The 2,660-nt window shown below is 45.8% G+C and carries 5 protein-coding genes; all 5 read right to left on the reverse strand.

The window, feature by feature from the left end; translation table 11 throughout:
- Positions 1-105: 105 nt before the first annotated feature.
- Positions 106-522, reverse strand: a complete 417-nt coding sequence (locus AKL28_RS24735) for a hypothetical protein (protein ID WP_156226468.1) — start codon at positions 520-522, stop codon at positions 106-108.
- A gap of 104 nt (positions 523-626) precedes the next feature.
- Complete coding sequence (locus AKL28_RS23260) at positions 627-1,226, reverse strand: hypothetical protein (protein ID WP_050470662.1); 600 nt, start codon at positions 1,224-1,226, stop codon at positions 627-629.
- Between the two features lie 163 nt (positions 1,227-1,389).
- Entirely contained in the window at positions 1,390-1,833 is a 444-nt protein-coding gene (locus AKL28_RS23265) for a hypothetical protein (protein WP_050470663.1), read from the reverse strand.
- Between the two features lie 142 nt (positions 1,834-1,975).
- A complete protein-coding gene (locus tag AKL28_RS24740; RefSeq protein WP_156226469.1) occupies positions 1,976-2,194 on the reverse strand; it encodes a hypothetical protein in 219 nt (72 codons plus the stop codon).
- 201 nt (positions 2,195-2,395) lie between these two features.
- Positions 2,396-2,660 (reverse strand): hypothetical protein (locus AKL28_RS24910; RefSeq protein WP_197091089.1); only part of this gene is annotated, 265 nt, incomplete at its 5' end.

Raw genomic sequence — 2,660 nt, forward strand, 5'->3', positions numbered from 1 at the left:
TGGATTAATTTCTCGAATGTCCGTTCCTGGCCGATTGCGAACTATATCTGTCTCATTGAGGTGCGCGAATGTGTCGGAAAGATGCGCCGGCACGGCGCGTAAACTTCATTTTCCGATTCGTTGAAGTGGACCGAAGCATTGGTTCAACGATGCATCCCAGCAGATAAGCAATTTTTCTCGTGTCGCATTGAGGATCAAATAATTTGTCACTTCATGTCCTACAGGTGTTCCGCCGGCGGTACCATCGCAACCAGTCTGGCCATTGCTTTTTGTCACAACATCGGTCATGCGATAAAAACCATTCTGGTCTGGCTTTTCGCTAAGGGTAAAGCGGCTCTCCGCAATTTCAGCGCCGCTCGTCACCCGCGCGGTGTTGTCGGACTTGTAGTGATATACCTCTGTGCAGCTATTGCGCTCGAATGTCCAGGTCCACTGCCCATGTATAGGATGTTGAATCGAGAAATCAGCATAGGTAGTAGGCACTGCGAAGACAAGGATCAGGGTAGCGAGAGCCGTTTTCATTTCTTGTTCTTGCCAATGCGATGAGAGGGGGAAGTCATTATATTGAACAGGATTAGTTACGCTGCAGCGCCTGATTTCGATGTCCGCTCCTGGCCGATAGCAGACTATTTATTTCCTAATGAATTATCTGTAGCCAAGGAGCTTCTGCTCTTCATGAAATAGAGTGTGAAGAAGAACGGCACGGCGATAAATACCATTCCATATGCAATCGTCTGACCATGAGAGACGAATGAGCCGAAGCGATGCGATTCTGCCCAGCTATTGCCTGGGAATAACCAAACTGCGAAAGTCAGGATCGCCCAGAAAAACACTAGTACGCCAACGATGTTTCTAATCTCAAAGCACTGAAACCGCAGAAGTAGTGCCGCAACAGGTACTGCAATGAAACCGATCAGCGGCAACACGAACACACTAAGCAAGACGCTGAGATAAAGCGCCCAACCTAGTATCGTCGCCCAACGGCTAAGTTCGTTCACGGGTCCAGTAGCACGACTACCGAAGTCCATTAACGAAGTAAGAAAACAAAGGATGATTAATCCGGCGATGCTCGATGTATAGGCCAAAACATACGGTCTGAGTCCCCACGACAAACGCTTTCCACCTCGAATAAAACGCCAAAAGATTAAGGGTGTGGCAATAATGATTAAGAAAATCGCTATGCCAGATGGGCGTGTCATCCAGAAGACGAGAAAGTCTGTTGCCATATACGAACCTATGTGTATTGTTTTTCCTACTGATAACGAAGTTCTAGGTGGCAAACGTTGAACTCGCACGTTACGAAAAACTGCTGTTTGCAATCGAGATCGATTAATTGTCGATGTCTGCATTTGGCCGATTGCGGACTTCGACGACTTAATTTCCCGCTCCTTAAACCCGCTCCAAAACCACTTTCACACTGATCGGATCGTGACTTTTTAGCCAATAAAAAACCTCACTTTGGCTGACCGACTTCCGAAATGGGGCGATCTCCGATGCATGTGAGCACCACTTATTGCCTTCGGCTAGTTCGCTAGTAGCTTGATTGTCCTGAAATCTCAACGTGATATGCAGCTGCCGCATGCTATCGGTCTGTTCGTCCACATCATCCAGATCGTCGATCGTCTGCCTAGTCAAATCGATTTCAAAGGCTTTTCCCATCCCCCAATCATATGTTCCCCATTGAAACAACAGCATGTCGCCGCCGGTCTCAGCTGTCGCTTCAATTCGGGATTGCTCATATTGAGAAAACACCCATTCAAAAAGGTCACTGTATCTCCCTTCGAGAAAACAACTAGATGAGTTGATTTGGGATTCGAAATCTTCAAGTGTCATAGTGATTTTTGATTGATAGCTGAATTGTTTTGATAAGCCTGAGTTTCGACGCTTGAACTACCGCTTCTGGCCGATTTCGGACTTGACTATTTTTGGCATGCTCGCTAACCCCGAGCCAAATAAGAATCGGGTTCTAAAAGGATCAATCGACTATGCGGAAGGTTAATTTTTTGACCGAACAATAGTCTTTCACTTTTTCCATGATTTCTGCTCTGACAATGGGATCCAATTCTTTTCTTTCGCCCGAGGATATTTGTTGAAAAATATTATCCTCATGTACTAAGCGATCGATTCCTTGCTCAAATGCTGGTTCGAAGCCGATTAGAAAAGATCTACCTGCGATATCAATCTTCAGGGCCATTTTATGCGCCCGATATATATAGGTACCGTCGGGAAATCGGTAACTTGTCGTTAACGGTTCAAGAGCATTTCTAATATTTCGGATGATGTTCAATTGCTACCTATTGAGAATTGGAAATATTTTCGTACGTGACTTTAGCCTTAGGCGGCACGTCTGCTCTTGGCCGATTGCGGAAATATGGCTGAGAGACTGTATCGATATTCAATCGCAAGCAACGCCCGTGGCAACAACTTTCCAGACTGCCGCAAGATTTTTAATGTCGAAACTCATACTGCAAGGGCCTCCATCGGTAAAATCGATTCTAATTACATCATCGATTTCCCAGGCGCTGACATTCCATGCCTGCATCCGAGCTGGTTCAATAGAAGTTCCCGGGACCTGAGTAATAAGAAAATTTCCATACTCATCATAAGCTGCGATATTTGCACTACTGATTGCTCGTGCTGTATGCGCGATAACATATTCG

The organism is Herbaspirillum chlorophenolicum, assembly GCF_001189955.1.
Taxonomy (GTDB): domain Bacteria; phylum Pseudomonadota; class Gammaproteobacteria; order Burkholderiales; family Burkholderiaceae_D; genus Herbaspirillum; species Herbaspirillum chlorophenolicum.

Coding starts and splice junctions, on each gene's coding strand:
- AKL28_RS24740 (WP_156226469.1), bottom strand. CDS start 2,194: ATGGCCCTGAAGATTGATATCGCAGGTAGATCTTTTCTAATCGGCTTC.
- AKL28_RS24735 (WP_156226468.1), bottom strand. CDS start 522: ATGAAAACGGCTCTCGCTACCCTGATCCTTGTCTTCGCAGTGCCTACT.
- AKL28_RS23260 (WP_050470662.1), bottom strand. CDS start 1,226: ATGGCAACAGACTTTCTCGTCTTCTGGATGACACGCCCATCTGGCATA.
- AKL28_RS23265 (WP_050470663.1), bottom strand. CDS start 1,833: ATGACACTTGAAGATTTCGAATCCCAAATCAACTCATCTAGTTGTTTT.